Source organism: Deinococcus multiflagellatus (assembly GCF_020166415.1).
Lineage (GTDB): Bacteria > Deinococcota > Deinococci > Deinococcales > Deinococcaceae > Deinococcus > Deinococcus multiflagellatus.
This window is the reverse complement of the sequence record NZ_JAIQXV010000002.1, coordinates 47,625-63,539: the sequence shown is the minus strand read 5'-3', so window position 1 is coordinate 63,539 and position 15,915 is coordinate 47,625. Positions and strand designations below refer to the sequence as shown.

Below are 15,915 nucleotides of genomic sequence, written 5' to 3'. Positions count from 1 at the left end.
GGCCAGCTTCTTTTTGTGGCACCCAGACGCATGCCACGATGCCCTTATGACTGCGCTCTTCTTCTCTTCGCCGCACCGGGCCTTTCATGGGTGAAGTGCACGCCGAAGGCTACCTGCTGGCGGCCGGGGTGCTGCTGCTGGTCAGCCTGCTCGTCAGCCGGCTGGGCGGGCGCCTGGGCATTCCGGGGCTACTGCTGTTTCTGGGCGTGGGCATGCTGTTCGGCAGCGACGGCCTGGGCATTCAGTTTCAGGATTACGGACTGGCGCAGGCCATCGGCACGGTGGCGCTGTGTTTCATCCTGTTTCAGGGGGGCCTGGACACCAACTGGGCCCTGACCCGCCCGGTGGTGCGCCGGGGCCTGAGCCTCGCCACCGTGGGCGTGCTGGCCACCGCCGGGGTGATGGCGGCCTTTACCCACTACGCCTTTGGCTTTCCCTGGCTGACCGCGTGGCTGCTGGGCGCCATTGTCAGCAGCACCGATGCCAGCGCCGTGTTCTCGGTGCTCAAAGAGCGCAACCTGGGCCTGAAGGGCGACATTGACCCCCTGCTGGAATTCGAGTCCGGGGGCAACGACCCGATGGCGGTGTTTCTGACGGTGGGGATTCTGGAACTCATGGCGCACCCGGGCCAGGGGGTCCTGAGCATCGCGCCGCTGTTTCTCAAGGAGATGGTGCTGGGCGCGCTGCTGGGTCTGGCGCTGGGCCGGGCGGCCCTCTGGCTGCTCAACCGCGTGCAGTTGCAGTTTGAAGGGTTGTACTCGGTCCTGATGCTGGCGCTGGCCCTGATTATCTTTGCCGGCACCGCCGTGGTGGGCGGCAGCGGCTTTCTGGCCATTTACATCGCGGGCGTGCTGCTGGGCAACGCCGACTTTATCCACAAGCGCTCCCTGATCGGCTTTCACGACGGCCTGTCGTGGCTGATGCAGGTGGGCATGTTCCTCACGCTGGGGCTGCTGGTCAATCCCCACGAACTGCTGCCCACGGCGGGGCTGGCCCTGGCCTGTTCCTTGATGCTGGTGTTTGTGGCGCGGCCGGTCAGCGTGTACCTCTCGCTGGCGAACGCCCGCATGCCACTGAACGAGAAAAGCATGGTGGCCTGGGTGGGCCTGCGCGGCGCAGTGCCTATCGTGCTCGCCACCTTTCCGCTGGTGGCCGGCATTCCGGAGGCGCGCACCCTCTTTAACATCGTCTTTTTTATCGTGCTCACCAGCGTGCTGCTGCAGGGCACCACCCTGACCCTGGTGGCCCGCTGGCTGCACGTCCGCGAGGAGATTCCGGCGCAGGCCACCTACCCCATCACCTACACCCCCACCGGCCACAACAAGAACGAGATGGTGGAGGTGGAAGTCATGCGCGGCAGCCTCGCGGACGGCGGCCGAATCGTGGACCTGCACCTGCCCCCCGAAGCCCTGGTGATTCTGGTGCACCGCGCCGGCGAATTCCTGATTCCAAAGGGGGCCACCCAGCTCCTGGCCGGCGACAGCGTGCTGGTCCTGGCCGGCGACGCCGAACTGCGCGAAGTGCGCCGGGTGCTGGGCGAGGGGCGGCCCAGTCCAGGGGTGGGGGGCTGAGGGAAGGTTGAGAGGTCGAGGTGTCGAGAAGTCGAGGTGTCGAGAACAGACGAGGCCGGGATGACCCATCCGCCATCCGCTGTCCTCCCTCCCAGCGCCCCCACCCACTTCCCCTCTCGACCCCTGACCCCTCGACGTCTCGACCCATGAATCTCCCGCCCCCTTCCATCAACCCTCCACCATCACCCATCCCCCCCACCCCACGTCTGCCCTGCAAAGACACGCCGCCCGGCCAGCACACCCCGCAGTGTTACCGTGACCCTATGACCAGCACCGCTGCACCCACCCAGGCCCGCGACACGGCCGTCTTTGACCTGATCGCCCAGGAAGCCGAGCGCCAGCGCGTGGGGCTGGAACTCATCGCCTCGGAGAACTTCACCTCGGCGGCCGTGCGCGAAGCCCAGGGCTCGCTGCTGACCAACAAGTACGCCGAAGGGTACCCCGGCAAGCGCTGGTACGGCGGCTGCGAGGTCGTGGATCAGGTCGAGCAGCTCGCCATTGACCGCGTCAAGGAACTGTTCGGCGCCGCGTGGGCCAACGTGCAGCCGCACTCGGGCAGCAGCGCCAACCTCGCGGTGTACAACGCCCTGATTGAGCCCGGCAGCACCGTGCTGGGCATGGACCTCTCGCACGGCGGGCACCTGACGCACGGCAACCCGGTGAACTTCTCGGGCCTGCGCTACAAAATCGTGGGCTACAAGGTGAACCCCGAAACCGAGCGGATTGATATGGAGGAAGTGCGCCGCCTGGCCCACGAGCACCAGCCCAAGATGATCATTGCGGGCGCCAGCGCCTACAGCCGCACCATTGATTTCGCGGCCTTCCGCGCGGTGGCCGACGAGGTGGGCGCCATTCTGTTTGCCGACATCGCCCACATTGCGGGCCTGATCGCCGCCGGGGTGCACCCCAACGCGCTGCCCCACGCGCATGTGGTGGCCAGCACCACCCATAAGACCCTGCGGGGTCCACGCGGCGGCATCATTCTGAGCAACGACCCCGAACTGGGCGCCAAGATTGACCGCGCCGTGTTCCCCGGCTACCAGGGCGGCCCGCTGGAACATGTGATCGCCGCCAAGGCCGTGGCCTTTGGCGAGGCGCTGCAGCCCGAATTCAAAACCTACGCCGCGCAGATCATCAGGAACGCGCAGGCGCTGGCCGCCGCCTTTCAGGCGCTGGGTTACCGCGTGGTGTCGGGCGGCACCGACAACCACCTGCTGGTGCTGGACCTGCGCCCCCAGGGCTTGAACGGCACCAAGGCCACCAAGCGCCTGGACGCCAACCACATCACCATTTCCAAGTCCACCCTGCCCTACGACACCGAAAAAATCCTGCACGGCGGCGGCATCCGCATTGGCACGCCGGCCGTCACCACGCGCGGCATGGTCGAGAGCGACATGCCCACCATCGCCGGCCTGATTGACCGCGCCCTGAAAGGCGAGGACGTGAAGGCTGAGGTCCACGCCTTCGCTGGGCGCTTTCCGTTGCCCTGAAGGCGCCTCCCGGAATCACCCCAGAGGGGGGCCGCGTGGCCCCCTTTTCCCTTTTGTGAGGTTTTCCTCATTGGGTGTGTCATAGTAGAGCTATCTCATGACCACGGCCGACGCTTCCGGGACCTTCGCTGAGCTGACCTTGCGGCTCACGCGGTTGGGGCTCACGGCCCCCGACCTGGGCAGCGCCATGCAGCCGGTGCTGGACGCGCTGCTGCTTCACACGGGCGCGCACGGGGCCGGGTATTACCAGTGGTGGGCCCCGGACAACCTGTACCGGGTGCGCGCCGAAAGTGGGGTGCAGCCGCTGGGCCGCTGGCGTCAGGGGCTGTCGCCGCAACTGCCCCTGGTACGGGCGCTGGCCCAGGCGCAGGAGCCGCTCTTTATCGCGGATATCCGCACGCACCCGGCCGCGCGCACCTTCGCGGTGCCGGGCCTGCGCTCGCTGAGTGCGGCCCCCGTGCATGACCCCGGGGGCCGCTTGATCGGCACACTGCTGCTGCTGGGGCTCTCGCCGCAGGCGTGGTCAGCGGCCGAGCAGGCGCTGGTGCGCAGCGTGACCGGCCTGATGGCCCTGCTGGCCGCCCGCCTGGACGCCGAGGAACGCGAGCGCCACGCCCACGAAAGTGCCCTGCGCGCCCTGGGCCTGTGCCTGGAAGCCCGCAGCGCCGAAACCCACGGCCACACCGACCGGGTGACCCGGCTGGCCACGCAGCTGGGCCAGGCCCTGAACCTCAGTGAGGGGGACCTGTGCGCCCTGCGCTGGGGGGCGTACCTGCACGACATTGGCAAGCTGAGCCTGCCCGACGAGATTCTGCACTGCCCCGGCCCCCTCACCGACGGCATGCGCGAGCGGATGCGCCGCCATGTGGACGAGGGGGTGAATCTGGCCCAGCAGCTGCCCTTCCTGCCGGACGAGGCCCTGAATGTGGTGGCGGCCCACCACGAACGCTGGGACGGCACCGGCTATCCCCGGGGGGTGTGCGGCGAGGCCATTCCCCTGACCGCGCGCATTTTTGCGGTGTGCGACGTGTTCGACGCCCTGACCAGCAACCGCACCTACAAGGCCGCCTGGAGCGCCGACGAGGCCCTGAGCTTTATCCAGGCGGCCAGCGGCACCCATTTTGACCCCCGGGTGGTGCGCGCCCTGACCGGCGTGCTGGGCCGGGCCCAGGCGTAACGGCAGACCGCCGCCTGCATCACAGACGGGTCACCCGGCGCGCCTATACTCGCCCTCATGAGACGCGCCGCCTTCCTGCTGCTGGGCCTGCTGGCCACCTCTGCCGCCGCGCAGCGCACGGTGAACATTGGCCTGGGCTACAACCCGGACGTGCAGTTCACGCCCTTTTACGTGGCCGACAAGCTGGGCTATTTCGGTGCCGAGGGCCTGAAGGTCAACTACCAGCACGGCTACGTGTCGCAACTGCTGCCCCTGCTGCTGCAGGGCAAGCTGGACTTTGTGGTGGGCGACCCCGAAGACGCCATCTTCGCGCGCAACCAGGGCGCCGACGTGCGCTACGTGATGACCATGTACCAGAAAAACCCGGTCACGGTCTTTAGCCTCAGGCCCCTGAATACGGTGCAGGACCTGAAGGGCCTCACGGTGGGCCTGCCCGGCCCTTTTGGCAGCTCCTACCACGCCATTCAGGCGCTGCTGGACAGCGCCGGGCTGCAAGAAGGCAAGGACGTGCGCCTGAGCAGCATCGGCTTTACGCAGGTGGACGCCGTGCGCGCCGGGCGGGTGGACGCCGCCGTGGGTTACGCCAACAACGACGTGCTGCAACTGGCCCGCACCAGCGGCAAGCGCGTGTATACCCTGGATGTCACGGGCGCCTACCCGATGGTGGGCGTGGGCCTGATTGGCACAGGCAAGAGCCTCTCGGGCGATCTGGCCAAGAAGGTGGTGCGCGCCGCGCAGCGCGGCCTGAAATTTACGGTGGCCGACCCCGCACGCGCCTTCAAGCTGGCCCAGCCGGTGTTTGGCAGCAGTGGCAGCCTGGACGTGCTGCGCGCCAGCGTGCCCCTGATGACCGGCCCCTACGCCCAGGCGAACGGCCTGGGGGCCATGAACCCGGCCGCGTGGACCAAGGCAGTGGCCGCACTGGTCAAGCAGGGCAAACTGCCCGCCAATGCCAAGGCCACGGACTATTACACCAACGCCTACATCAGCAAAACGCTGAAGTAAGCCAGCTTCCAACGCCTTCCTCTCCCCCTTTCCGAAAGGTCCTGACTGAAGGCGCTTGCAGCGTGGCGCAGCGAAGGGGAAACACCGGCGGCTGTCCACCTCCCAGACAGCATCTGCAGACAACCCGCAGCCTTTGACCGCGCCTGATCTGGGCGCGGTTTTGTCGTGGAAACCCTGCCCTTTTGCATCTGCCACCCCCGCTAGGCGTGATGGCCTAGCGCCGCAGATCTTCGTGACAGGCGCCGCATTTGCCTGCTACGCTGCGTTCATCACCGAAAGGAGGTGTTGCCTATGACCGATATCACTGACACCAAGACCGCTGCCCACCGAGTCTTCGTCCCTGCCAACAGGAGTGATTTTGTTTCACCAACACGGGCCACCTCTGCCTTCGGGCGCACCCAAGCCTTGTAACCCCCCGGGGCGCCCATGAGCGCCCAACGACAGCCCCAGTGGAGCGCCCAGGACGATGTCTGGGACGACACTGACGATCTGACCGACGAGCCGCAGGAGCGCATCCGGCGACCCCGCAAAAAGCCCACGGGCCGCCGCGCGCTGGCCGACCTGACCGCCGAGGGCGAGGGTGAGCAGGACGATGTCATTCGCCGCCTGAAAGACCTGGGCCACATCACCGAAGTGGTGGCCGAACTGAAAAGCGGCAAGGAAGCCACGGCGTACGTGGCGCGCGGCCCCAAAGGCAGCGTTCTGCTGAAGCTTTACCGCGACTTAGAAGCCCGCTCATTCAAGAACGACAGTGTGTACCGCGCCGGACAGGTGATTCTGGACGCGCGCGCCAAGCGGGCCATGGAAGGCCGCACCCGCAAGGGCCTCGCCATGCTGCAAGAGGGCTGGGTGAACGCCGAGTACGCCCACCTGTGGCACCTGTGGGCAGCAGGCTTGCCCGTGCCCGAACCCCTGGTGGGCCCCCATCCCTTCGAGTACGCCCAGACCACCCCCGCCGTCCTGATGCGCCTGATTGGCACCGAAGACCAGATTGCCCCGCGCCTGAGTGACGCCGCCCTGAGCCCCGAGCAGGCCCAGCGCGCCTGGGACCAGAGCGTGCGCGGCATGGCCGATCTGCTGCGGCTGGGCTACGCCCACGGCGACTACAGCACCTACAACCTTCTCTGGTGGGAGGACACCGTGATCATCATTGATTTTCCCCAGCTCACCACGCGCCAGAACCCCCATTTTCACGACCTGCTGGCCAGGGACGCCCAGAGCCTCGTGACCAGCTTCCGCAAGCACGGCGTCCACGCCGACACCCAGAGCACCCTGCGCGAGGTGCAGCGCCGCGCCCTGGGCCCGGCCCCGGCCCCCCGCCTGCTGCTGCCGTGAAGGCCGCGCGCCCCCGCCCACTTCCTTTCGTGAAGTGGGTTTTTTGTGCCCTGCAGACCCATGTTTCATACTGCCCGCATGGCCCGTCCCCTGAGATTCTTGCTGGTGCTGCTGCCATTTCTGCTGGGCAGCAGCGCCGCCCGCCGCGCCCAACCGGAGCGCCGTGACCGCTGAGCCCCTTCCTGCCGCCGCGCGCCCCTGGCGCTCCGTGTTGTATGTGCCGGGCGACAAGCCCCGCGCCATAGAAAAAGCCCGCGCCCTGGGCGCCGACGCGGTGATTCTGGACCTGGAAGACGCGGTGGCCCCCGAGCACAAGGCCGGGGCCCGCGAGCAGGCGCGCGCCGCCCTGGCCCAGCCCTGGCCGGTGCCGGTGTTGCTGCGCCTGAATGCCCCGGGCACCCCCTGGCACGGGGATGATCTGGCGCTGGCCGCGCACCCGGCGCTGGCCGGGGTGGTGCTGCCCAAGGTCGAGGCGCCGCCCACCCTGGCCGGGCCGAAGCCGCTGTGGGCCATGATCGAAACGCCGCTGGGGGTGCTTGGGGCCCCTGCCATTGCCGCCGCGCCGGGGGTGGCGGGCCTGATCGCCGGGGCCAACGACCTGGCCCACGCCCTGCGCACCCGCCCCCACGCGGGCCGGGAGCCGCTCCTCCATGCCCTGAGCGCTGTGGTCCTGGCCACCCGCGCCTATGGCAAGGTGCCGCTGGACGCCGTGTACAACGATGTGCGCGACCCCGAAGGTTTGGCGCGGGAATGTGCGCAGGGCCGCGCCCTGGGCTTTGCGGGCAAGACCGTGATTCACCCCGGCCAGATTGAGGCCGCCAACGCCGCCTATGGCGTGAGCGAGGCCGAAACCGAGCGCGCCCGCGCCCTGCTGGCGGCCTGGAACGAGGCCCGCGCCGCCGGGCAGAGTGTGGCGACCTTCCAGGGCGCCCTGGTGGAACAGATGCATGTGGACGAGGCCCAGGAGACGCTGGCCCTGTGGGCCGCGCAGCAGGGCTGAGTGCGACAGCACTGCTCTAGAGCAGGTGCCATAAAGATGATGTTGGATCTCGACCCTCGCCCCTCGTGGGACTCGAAGAGCGGCGCCGCAGCGAGGGGTGAGGGGGGGCTTTTCTCAACCGCTCTAGTCCTCCCGGCGCTGCGGCACCACCGCCCCCTCGCCGCGCTGGCGCCACTCCTCAAAGGCGCTGTGGGCTTCCTCGCTCAGTTCGGTGCGCGCCAGCTCATCCGGGCCCACGGTCCAGCCGCGCCGGTTGGCGTCTTCTGGAAGGCCGCTGAAGGTGTAGCGGCCCGGGGGCAGCGGACGCGAGGGGCGGGCAGTCACCAGATAGGGGTAGTACTCCTGCTCAAAGCGCCGCTGCAGGCGGGCCTCGCGGCCGTGGTCCACGCCCGAGATGCCCATGAACAGGAACACCGGGCCCAGGTCCACATACGGCCACAGCCGCCGCCGCCGGACAGTCACGTCGCGCAGCGTCAGGGCTTCGGGGGCCGGCAGCTTGCCCAGAGGGGTCATGGGTCTTGTCTACCCCTGGCGGAGGCGGACAATCCAGCCCCGGCCTATGCTCGCCCTATGAACGCGGCGCGAATTCTCCGGCCACCAGGGGCAAGCTCCTGACGGCCTGCGCGCTGTCCTTGGCCCCCGAGACGAGTGCTCGGGGGCGTTTTCTTTGGGGGGCCACATGGAAGCAGTTGCTTTGCCGAAAGACCTGACCGCCAGCGACGTGCTGCGCCTTGCCCTGACCGGCAAGGTGTACGGCGCGGCCCACCAGACCCCGCTGAGCGAGGCCCCGCGCCTCAGCGCCCGCACGGGCGCCCGCGTGCTGCTCAAGCGCGAAGACCAGCAGCCCATCTTTTCTTTCAAATTGCGCGGCGCCTACAACAAGATGGCGCAGCTCTCGGCCGCCGAGCGGGGGCGCGGCGTGATCTGCGCCTCGGCGGGCAACCACGCGCAGGGGGTGGCCTACGCCGCGCAGCAACTGGGCCTGCGGGCCGTGATCGTGATGCCCGCCACCACCCCCGAGATCAAGGTGGCCGCCTGCCGCGCCCGGGGCGCCGAGGTGGTGCTGTTCGGGGACTCGTTCAGCGACGCCGAGACCCACGCCTACGCCTTGCAGGCTGCCGGGGGCCTGACGTTTGTGCACCCCTACGACGATCCCCTGGTGCTGGCCGGGCAGGGCACCGTGGCCCTGGAACTGCTGCGTCAACTGGACACAGAGGGGCCGATGACCGTGTTCGTGCCGGTGGGCGGCGGCGGCCTGATTGCGGGGGTGGCCGGCGTGCTGGCCGCCCTGCGCCCGGATATCCGGGTGGTGGGTGTGGAGCCCGAAGACAGCGACGCCATGTACCAGTCGGTGCAGGCGGGCGAGCGGGTGCGCCTCCCCGAGGTGGGCATTTTTGTGGATGGAGTGGCGGTCAAGCAGGTGGGGGCCTACACCTTTGAACTGGCGCGGCGCCACGTGCACGACTGGGTGCGCGTGACCACCGACGAGGTCTGCGCCGCCATCAAGGACGTGTTCGACGACACCCGCGCCGTGATGGAACCGGCGGGCGCGCTGGCGGTGGCCGGGCTCAAGCGCTACGCCGCGCAGCGCGGCCTGCAGGGGCAGACGCTGGTGGCCCTGACCTGCGGCGCCAACGTGAACTTTGACCGCCTGCGCCACGTGGCCGAGCGCGCCGAAATCGGCGAGCAGCGCGAGGCCATCTTCGCCGTGACCATTCCCGAGCGGCCCGGCGCCTTCCGCGCGTTTATCGAGGTGGTGGGCAAGCGGGCCATCACCGAGTTCAATTACCGCTACGCCCCGCGCGCCCAGGCCCAGATTTTCGTGGGGGTGCAGTTGAGTGGCGCACACGAGCGCGCGGCCCTGCGCGCCGAGTTAGAAGCGCGCGGCTACCCGGTGCTGGACCTGACCGGCGACGAACTCGCCAAGGTGCATGTACGCCACATGGTGGGCGGGCGGGCGCCCGAGGCGGCCTTTGAGCGGGTGTATTCGTTCACCTTCCCCGAGCGCCCCGGCGCCCTGCTGGACTTTCTGACCCAGTTGCATGGCCGCTGGAACATCAGCCTCTTTCATTACCGCAACCACGGCAGCGCCCACGGACGGGTGCTGGCGGGCTTGCAGGTGCCCCCAGACGACGAGGCCGCGTTTGAGGCCTTCCTGGCCGGCGTGGGCTACCCGGCGAGCGACATGACCCACAACCCCGCCTACCGCCTCTTCCTGACCTGATCGCTTCGCTGCCCTGAGCCCCCGCCTGTCTAAACGCCCAGTCACATATGAAGGGGTGCTGCGGCCCCACTCACCCCCGCCGGGGCCCGGCATGGCGAGATAAACCCCATGACAGAGACACGCACAACGCAGACCGTGGGCCTGAGTGGCGCGTGGCAGGGCGAGGCCACCGACCCCCAGCGCACCTTTCAGGGTGAAGTGGTCACGTCCAGTCTGGAAGCGCTTCCGGTGGGGACCAGCGTGGAGGTGGCCTTTCAGAGCAGTGGCCGCCGCGTCACGGGGCCCGGCGAACACGGCAGCTATGTGCTGAGCGCCGGGGCACAGCACTGGACCGTGGCCCGCTTCACCCAGCACCCCAGCGCCACCGGCCAGAGCCGCGACGACCGTCTGCCCTCGGGCGACTGGGTGGCGGAACTGGTGGCCCACTGACGGGCGGCGCAGCACTCCCCGCCCGCCTTCACCCTGGGGCGAGAATTTGGCCTTGCGCCTGGTGGCGGGCTGTGCCTACGCTGAGCCATGCCCACCCCGCGCCTGCTGGACATGCCGCCCACCGACCTCCGCGTGCAGGCCCTGATGAACGCCCAGCAGCGCGAACTGCGCGAGCTGTACCAGGACACCGACGAGCGCACCGAGCCCTTTGACCCCCTGACCCTCAGCGGTGAAGGCTGCGTGCTGCTGGCCGCCGAGGAGAACGGCGACCTGCTGGCCTGCGGCGCCCTGAAACGCTGGGATGAGGCTTCAGCCGAGGTCAAGCGCATGTACACCGTGCCTGCCGCGCGGGGCCGGGGGGTGGGGCGGGCGCTCCTGAACGAATTGATTGCCCGGGGCCGCGCCGCCGGGTACGCCCGGCTGGTGCTGGAAACCGGCGACCAGCAGGCCGCCGCGCTGGCCCTGTACGAACGCGCGGGCTTTCGCCGCATTCCCAACTTTGGCTACTACGAGGGCATAGACAACAGCCTGTGCTACGAGCTGCCGCTGCGGGAAGCCTAGGCACCATCTGCCCGGCCCCACCACCGGGCGCAGGGTAGGCTGGGGCCATGAAACCCCTGGGGGCCGGGGCGCTGCTGGGCGGCGCGGCAGGCGTGCTGTATGGCCTGGGCGTGTATCTGTGGCTACATGTGCTGGACGGCAGCGACGGTGGCGCCGGGGTGATGGTGGCGTCTTACCTGTTTCTGGTGCCGTTCGTGCTGGGGCTGCTGTCGGTGACCATCACCCTGCGCCTCACCCCGCCCCGCCCGCCGGCCCCGGTGCCCGACCCATTTGGCGACCCGCCACCGCCGCGCCCCTCGCCGTTGGGCGAAGCGATAGGGGTGGCGGCGCTGACCACCACCGTCTTTCTGGTGACGGCGCTGGTGGTGGGCTTCGAGGGCGTGCTGTGCGCCTTTATTGCCGCCCCGGTGATGTACGTGATGGCGGCGCTGGGGGCAGGCGCGGCGTTCCTGGCGCAGCGCTGGTGGGGGCGGGGCCGCGCGGGCGCACTGCTGCTGACCGCCGCCTTGCCAGCCGTGCTGGGCCCGCTGGAGCAGCGCCTTACCCCGCCCAGCGTGTACCGCACCGTCACCAACAGCGTGCTGGTAAAGGCGCCCCCGGAAGCCGTCTGGGCGCAGATTCGCAGCGTGCCGCGTATTCAGGACCGCGAAATTCAGACGGGCTGGGCCCACCTTGCTGGCCTGCCCCGCCCCCGCGAGGCGGTGCTGACGGGAACGGGTGTGGGGGCAGCGCGCCTCGCCACCTTTGACGGCGGCCTGAGCTTTCTGGAAACGGTGACCGACTGGCAGGAGGGGCGGCTGCTGTCGTTCCGCATCCAGGCCCGCGACCCCGGCGGCCTGGACCCCCATGTGCGGGTGGGCGGCCGGTTCTTCGACGTCCTGAGCGGCACCTACCGCCTGGAGGAGGTGGAGCCAGGCGTCACCCTCCTCCACCTGAGCAGCACCCAGCGCCTGAGCACGCCTTTTAACGGCTACGCCGCCTACTTTACGCAGGCCATCATGCACGACCTGCAACGCACCATCCTGGACGTGGTCCGCGACCGCGCTGAAGCCGAGGCCCGGTTGGATTGACAAGGAATTCCATTTCGCCCCCTTCGAACAGGCACAACCACGCTGACCACGCCCAAATTACCTCCTGCATGGTTCGGGCCGTTTTAGAGCGGTTGACAAAAGAACCCCTCACCCCTCGCTGCGCGAGGCCCTCTCCCACGAGGGGAGAGGGTCAAGAACCAACATCTTCTTGATGTCAACTGCTCTAAAGCGAGGTCAGGAGGCCATGAGAGTGAGGGCATCTGGGACGCCATGCCCGCTCACCCCCCTCCCAACCTCTCGCAGTGCGAGCTGTCCCAGTCCCCCGCAAGGGGGGAGGGGCAAAAGCAGCCTGTCTGCCAAGCCACCCGAGGCAGACGGCTCAAATCGTCTGAACCACTACCACCCCAGCTTCTGTCTTTTGAAAAGTAGAACCTTCTGGGCCGCACCAAGATGGCCTGCCCCTCTACCGCCCGGGTCCAGACGAAGCCGTCGTGCGCGAAGCGCGCGGGCATACGGCGATGGGCGGAGCAAGGCGACGGCGTACAACGCGGGGCGAAGGAAGGCCGCCCCGAACCGTCAGTCAACGTTGCCCAGTGCCAACGCCTGCTCCCCCTGCCCCTCTGGGGTAGGGGGCTGGGGGGTGGGGCAATGCCAGCAAACCAACGCCCCACCGCCCCAACTCCATTCACAAAACCATAGCCCCCCACACTGGACTCAAGTTTCGCTTTCGCCTATACTACCCCGAGGTTGTTATGCCTATAGCAGAAATCATCAGTGTGGGAACAGAACTGCTGTTCGGCGAAATCGTCGACAGCAACGCGGCGTTCCTGGCCAGAGAACTGGCCGGGCGCGGCGTGACCCTGCACCGCAAAACTGTGCTGGGCGACAACCTGCACCGCCTCACCGACGCCATTCACACCGCCCTGGGCCGCGCCGACCTGCTGCTGCTGGGCGGCGGCCTGGGCCCCACCGACGATGACCTGACGCGCGAGGCGGTGGCCGCCGCGCTGCAGGAAACCCCCACAGAAGATCCCGAACTCCTGGCGTGGCTGCGCGGCCTGTACGAGTCGCGCGGGCGCACCATGCCCGAGATCAACCGCAAGCAGGCGTGGCTGATTCCCTCGGCCCAGGCCCTGCCCAACCCGGTGGGGACGGCGCCGGGCTGGTTTGTTCGCACCCTCTGGCAGGGGCAGGAGCGCCTGATCGTGGCCCTGCCCGGCCCCCCGCGCGAGATGCAGAAGATGTGGCGCGAACAGGTGCTGCCCCGCCTGCCGCTGCCCAGCGCCACGTTGCTGCACACCACCATTCACACCCAGGGCATTGGCGAAAGCAACATCGCCGAACTGCTGGGCGACCTGACCCGGCAGGCCAACCCCAGCGTGGCCACCTACGCCCGCCGCACCGGCGTGGACGTGCGCGTGGCGGCCAGCGCCCCCAGCGAAGCCGAAGCCCAGGCCCTGCTGCACCCCGCGCGCGAGCAGGTGCGCGCGGCCCTGAAAAAGTGGACCTGGGGCGAGGACGACCAGACCTTACCGGGCGCCGTGCAAGCGGCCCTGGGCGGGCGCACGCTGGGCGTCATTGAGGCTGGCAGCGGCGGTGTGCTGTGTACCCTGCTGGCCGATCAGGCGGGCTTTCTGGACGCCGCCGTGACCCAGGACCACCGCCGCCTGATCACCCTGGGCCTGACCCCGGTCACCCTGCAGGACCAGGGGCTGTACAGCGAGCAGGCCGCGCGCGAACTGGCGGCCGGCGCCCGCGAGCACCTGGGCGCGCAGGTGGGGCTGGCGGTGGTGGCCTGCACCCACGGCGAGGGCGCCGGGCAGACCCACGCTGCGCTGGACACCGGCGAGGGCGACGTGCGGACCCTCAGCCTCAACTGGCCCGGCGACGCGGCGCAGGTGCGGGACCGCGCGGCCGTCTCGGCGCTGGGGCTTGCCCTGCGGGGCCTGCGGCCCGGAGGATGGTCGGCGTGAAGGTCAAACCTGCCCCCCGCCGCCCCGCCCCGCCCAAGGGGTCGTCTCCGGCCGAGCCCCATACCCCCAGCACCCTGCGCCTGTTCTACGCCCTGAAGGTGCCCGCCACGCTGGCGCCCCCCCTGCAGGAGGCCCAGGGCAAGCTGCGCGGCAACTGGCGCCCCGTGCCCGCCGAGCAGTTTCATGTGACCCTGGCCTACCTGCCCGCCGTGCCGCCCGCCCGCGTGGACGACCTTAAGCGCCTGGGGGCCCAGCTGACCCAGGACCTGCCCCCACTGCACCTGAAGCTGCGCGGCACCGGCTACTTTCCCAACGAAGGCAGCCCCCGCGTGTGGTTCGTGAAGGTGGAGGGCGAGGGCCTGAACGAACTGGCCGCCGCCCTGCGCGCTGGCCTGCAGGCGCTGGGCGTGGACACCGACGACTTGCCCTTCAAGGCGCATGTCACCCTGGCGCGCAAGAAGGGCCCGGCGCCGCGCGTGCCGCCCCTGCTGTTCTCGCAGGGTTGGCAGGCGCCGCAGGTCACGCTCTACCGCTCCATCCTGCGCAAGACCGGCCCCATTCACGAAACCGTCAGTACCTTCCGCCTGCGCGGCGCACCGGCGCCCGCGTCCGAATCCGCCCCCACTTCACCTGAACCCCGTGCCCAGGAGACCCTATGAGCAAAGACAAAGAGCTGAACACCGCCGCCCCCGCCGACGCCAAAGAACGCGCCAAGGCCATCGAAACGGCCATGAGCCAGATTGAAAAGGCGTTTGGCAAGGGCTCCATCATGAAGCTGGGCGCCGAGAGCAAGCTCGACGTGCAGGCGGTGAGCACCGGCAGCCTGTCGCTGGACCTCGCGCTGGGCGTGGGCGGCGTGCCCAAGGGCCGCATCACCGAAATCTACGGCCCGGAGTCCGGCGGCAAGACCACGCTGGCCCTGAGCATCGTGGCCCAGTCGCAGAAAGCCGGCGGCACCTGCGCCTTCATTGACGCCGAGCACGCCCTGGACCCGGTGTACGCTCGCAGCCTGGGCGTGAACACCGACGAACTGCTGGTCTCACAGCCCGACAACGGCGAGCAGGCGCTGGAAATCATGGAGCTGCTGGTGCGCTCGGGCGCCATTGACGTGGTGGTGGTGGACTCGGTGGCCGCCCTGACCCCCCGCGCGGAAATTGAGGGCGAGATGGGCGACTCTCTGCCCGGCCTGCAAGCCCGCCTGATGAGCCAGGCGCTGCGCAAGCTGACCGCGATTCTCTCCAAGACGGGCACCGCCGCCATTTTCATCAACCAGGTGCGCGAGAAGATCGGCGTGATGTACGGCAACCCCGAGACGACGACGGGGGGCCGGGCGCTGAAGTTCTACGCCTCGGTGCGTCTGGACGTGCGCAAGATCGGCCAGCCCATCAAGGTGGGCAACGACGCCGTGGCGAACACGGTCAAGGTCAAGACGGTGAAGAACAAGGTGGCCCCGCCCTTCAAGGAAGTCGAACTGACCCTGATGTACGGCAAGGGCTTTGACCAGCTGAGCGACCTCGTGACGCTGGCCAGCGACATGGACATCATCAAGAAGGCCGGCTCGTTCTACTCGTACGGCGACGAACGCATCGGCCAGGGCAAGGAAAAGGCCATTGCCTACATCGCCGAGCGCCCCGAGATGGAAGCCGAGATCCGCACCCGCGTGCTGGGCGCCATCAAGGACGGCCGCGATCCGCTGGCCGCCGTGCCCAGCGTGGCGGAATAAGCGCAGAGCCTGTCAAGAGCGCCGGGGTTATGAAGCCGCCGGCGCTTCTTGTGTGGCCTCATCGCTGCAGCGCAAGCGCCCGGAACGATGGCGTCCGGGCAGCGCGGCAGTCATGACCAAACCAGTCATGACTCCGGTGGCCGTTCTTTGCCGCCCATCCCAATGGCGATGCCTGTCCCCATGCCGATGCTCGTGCCCATATTGACTGCACCGTCGCCTCCGGACTTTTTCTTTCTAGAAAACAGGCAGAATGTATAGACGCGCCGCTCAAGGGCATAATTTTGTCAGCCTCTTCGGCGACACAGGGGCACTGAATCATAGGGGCCTCAAAAGGGGCGGGCTTGCCCCCTCCCCCATTTCGCCTACAGCGCGCTGCACCTTTCGGCGGATGCCCGG

Annotated in this window: 14 protein-coding genes; 13 read left to right on the top strand and 1 reads right to left on the bottom strand. The window is 68.7% G+C overall.

The window, feature by feature from the left end:
* The first annotated feature begins 86 nt into the window (after window positions 1-86).
* The 6 genes from K7W41_RS03315 (at window position 87) to K7W41_RS03290 (ending at window position 7,578) form a co-directional block, all read left to right on the top strand.
* Window positions 87-1,571 carry a potassium/proton antiporter gene (locus K7W41_RS03315; protein ID WP_224604705.1) on the top strand — a complete coding sequence of 495 codons (1,485 nt, stop codon included), beginning with the start codon at window positions 87-89 and terminating at the stop codon, window positions 1,569-1,571.
* A 263-nt stretch (window positions 1,572-1,834) separates the two neighbouring features.
* Complete coding sequence (gene glyA, locus K7W41_RS03310) at window positions 1,835-3,061, top strand: serine hydroxymethyltransferase (protein WP_224604703.1); 1,227 nt, start codon at window positions 1,835-1,837, stop codon at window positions 3,059-3,061.
* Window positions 3,062-3,158: 97 nt separating this feature from the next.
* Window positions 3,159-4,238: an HD-GYP domain-containing protein gene (locus tag K7W41_RS03305; protein ID WP_224604701.1), complete on the top strand. Its 1,080-nt coding sequence runs from the start codon at window positions 3,159-3,161 to the stop codon at window positions 4,236-4,238.
* Window positions 4,239-4,295: 57 nt separating this feature from the next.
* Entirely contained in the window at window positions 4,296-5,243 is a 948-nt protein-coding gene (locus K7W41_RS03300; RefSeq protein WP_224604699.1) for an ABC transporter substrate-binding protein, read from the top strand.
* A 426-nt stretch (window positions 5,244-5,669) separates the two neighbouring features.
* Window positions 5,670-6,578: an RIO1 family regulatory kinase/ATPase domain-containing protein gene (locus K7W41_RS03295; protein ID WP_224604697.1), complete on the top strand. Its 909-nt coding sequence runs from the start codon at window positions 5,670-5,672 to the stop codon at window positions 6,576-6,578.
* 163 nt (window positions 6,579-6,741) lie between these two features.
* Complete coding sequence (locus tag K7W41_RS03290; protein ID WP_224604696.1) at window positions 6,742-7,578, top strand: HpcH/HpaI aldolase/citrate lyase family protein; 837 nt, start codon at window positions 6,742-6,744, stop codon at window positions 7,576-7,578.
* A 123-nt stretch (window positions 7,579-7,701) separates the two neighbouring features.
* On the opposite strand, the gene K7W41_RS03285 is transcribed toward K7W41_RS03290, so the two are convergent.
* Window positions 7,702-8,091: a hypothetical protein gene (locus K7W41_RS03285; protein ID WP_224604695.1), complete on the bottom strand. Its 390-nt coding sequence runs from the start codon at window positions 8,089-8,091 to the stop codon at window positions 7,702-7,704.
* A gap of 166 nt (window positions 8,092-8,257) precedes the next feature.
* Between K7W41_RS03285 and ilvA the strand changes: the two genes are divergently transcribed.
* The 7 genes from ilvA to recA all read left to right on the top strand — a co-directional run bounded on the left by ilvA (window position 8,258) and on the right by recA (window position 15,519).
* Window positions 8,258-9,802: a threonine ammonia-lyase, biosynthetic gene (gene ilvA / locus K7W41_RS03280; RefSeq protein ID WP_224604694.1), complete on the top strand. Its 1,545-nt coding sequence runs from the start codon at window positions 8,258-8,260 to the stop codon at window positions 9,800-9,802.
* Window positions 9,803-9,910: 108 nt separating this feature from the next.
* Window positions 9,911-10,231, top strand: a complete 321-nt coding sequence (locus tag K7W41_RS03275; protein WP_224604693.1) for a hypothetical protein — start codon at window positions 9,911-9,913, stop codon at window positions 10,229-10,231.
* 87 nt (window positions 10,232-10,318) lie between these two features.
* Complete coding sequence (locus tag K7W41_RS03270) at window positions 10,319-10,792, top strand: GNAT family N-acetyltransferase (protein ID WP_224604690.1); 474 nt, start codon at window positions 10,319-10,321, stop codon at window positions 10,790-10,792.
* A 47-nt stretch (window positions 10,793-10,839) separates the two neighbouring features.
* Entirely contained in the window at window positions 10,840-11,862 is a 1,023-nt protein-coding gene (locus K7W41_RS03265) for an SRPBCC family protein (RefSeq protein ID WP_224604688.1), read from the top strand.
* Between the two features lie 713 nt (window positions 11,863-12,575).
* Window positions 12,576-13,796, top strand: a complete 1,221-nt coding sequence (locus K7W41_RS03260; protein WP_224604684.1) for a CinA family nicotinamide mononucleotide deamidase-related protein — start codon at window positions 12,576-12,578, stop codon at window positions 13,794-13,796.
* Window positions 13,784-14,455 (top strand): RNA 2',3'-cyclic phosphodiesterase, encoded by a 672-nt coding sequence (gene thpR, locus K7W41_RS03255; RefSeq protein ID WP_224604680.1) that lies wholly within the window; start codon window positions 13,784-13,786, stop codon window positions 14,453-14,455. The genes K7W41_RS03260 and thpR overlap by 13 nt, the downstream gene beginning before the upstream one ends.
* On the top strand, window positions 14,452-15,519 hold the full coding sequence (gene recA / locus K7W41_RS03250) for a recombinase RecA (protein ID WP_224604678.1): 1,068 nt from the start codon (window positions 14,452-14,454) through the stop codon (window positions 15,517-15,519). Before thpR ends, recA begins: the two co-directional genes overlap by 4 nt.
* Window positions 15,520-15,915: the final 396 nt, after the last annotated feature.